1 protein-coding gene is annotated in these 1,361 nt (G+C 63.6%); it reads left to right on the plus strand.

Annotated features, from left to right (window positions below):
- Window positions 1-93 precede the first annotated feature (93 nt).
- Window positions 94-1,293, plus strand: a complete 1,200-nt coding sequence (locus ACM9ME_RS15360) for an IS256 family transposase (RefSeq protein WP_415644333.1) — start codon at window positions 94-96, stop codon at window positions 1,291-1,293.
- Window positions 1,294-1,361: the final 68 nt, after the last annotated feature.

The following is a 1,361-nucleotide window of genomic DNA, read 5'->3' on the forward strand; positions in this document are numbered from 1 at the left end:
GGTCGTGTCCCAGGTGGTGGTGTAGGTCGCGGTTGGCCATCGGCGATCTTCGGTTAGGTTTGGGTTGCAACATCCAACCAACGGAGATCACCGATGACCGACGATACGATGAACCTGCAGGCGCTTGTGGGAAAGAGCGCTGACGCTGACTTTTTGCGCGAGATGATCGGCTTTGCCGCGCAGCGGCTGATGGCCCTCGAGGTGGGCGGCCTGACGGGCGCTGGCTATGGAGAGAAGAGCGACGAGCGGCTCGCCCAGCGCAACGGTTACCGGGAGCGCGACTGGGAGACCCGTGCCGGCACTGTCGAACTGCGCATCCCCAAGCTCAGGAAAGGCAGCTACTTCCCCGGCTTTCTTGAGCCCCGACGCCTTGCCGAAAAGGCGCTGACCGCCGTCGTGCAGGAGGCGTATATCCAAGGAATCTCGACGCGGTCGGTCGATGATCTCGTCAAAGCGATGGGAATGAGCGGCATCTCGAAAAGCCAGGTCAGCCGGCTGTGCGAAGAGATCGATGTCCGCGTGAAGGCGTTCCTCGGTCGCCCGATCGAGGGCGACTGGCCGTACGTGTGGATCGACGCCACTTACCTCAAGGTCCGCCAGAACGGCCGCATCGTCTCGGTCGCGGTCACCATCGCGGTCGGCGTGAACAGCGATGGTCGCCGCGAGGTGCTTGGCATGGCGATCGGCGCGTCGGAGGCCGAGACCTTCTGGACCGATTTCCTGCGCAGCCTCGCACGCCGCGGCTTGCGCGGCGTGAAGCTCATCATCTCGGATGCCCATGAGGGCATCAAGGCTTCCGTCTCCCGCGTCTTCAGCGCCGCATGGCAACGCTGCCGCGTCCACTTCTCCCGCAATGCCCAGGCACACGCCGGCAAAAGCGGTCGCCGCGTCGTCTCGGCCTTCATTGGTACCGCATTCGCCCAGGAGACGCCCGAGGCCGCCAGCGTCCAGTGGCGCAAGGTGGCCGACCAGCTCAGGCCCAAGGTGCCCAGGCTGGCAACCCTCATGGATACCGCCGAGGAGGACGTGCTCGCGTATATGAACTTCCCTGCGCTGCATCGCACCAAGCTGCACAGCACCAATCCGATCGAGCGCCTAAATGGCGAGATCAAGCGGCGAACCAATGTCGTCGGCATCTTTCCCAACGAGGACGCCATCACCCGCCTCGTCGGCGCCATCCTGGCCGAACAGAACGACGAATGGGCCGTCCAGCGCGCCCGATACATGACACTGGAAAGTGTGTCGCAAATGAGCGATGATCCCATCGTCACGTTGTCATCCATGGCAGCATGATCAACCCGGCCAAGCCGGAGATCCAAGCGGCGAGACCGCGAACCTACACCACGCTGTGGGACACGATC

The sequence above is a fragment of the Sphingomonas antarctica genome, from assembly GCF_965137005.1.
GTDB lineage: Bacteria > Pseudomonadota > Alphaproteobacteria > Sphingomonadales > Sphingomonadaceae > Sphingomonas_O > Sphingomonas_O antarctica.

Excerpts from the sequence above, each read along its gene's own strand:
- ACM9ME_RS15360 (WP_415644333.1), top strand. The coding sequence starts at position 94 with ATGACCGACGATACGATGAACCTGCAGGCGCTTGTGGGAAAGAGCGCT.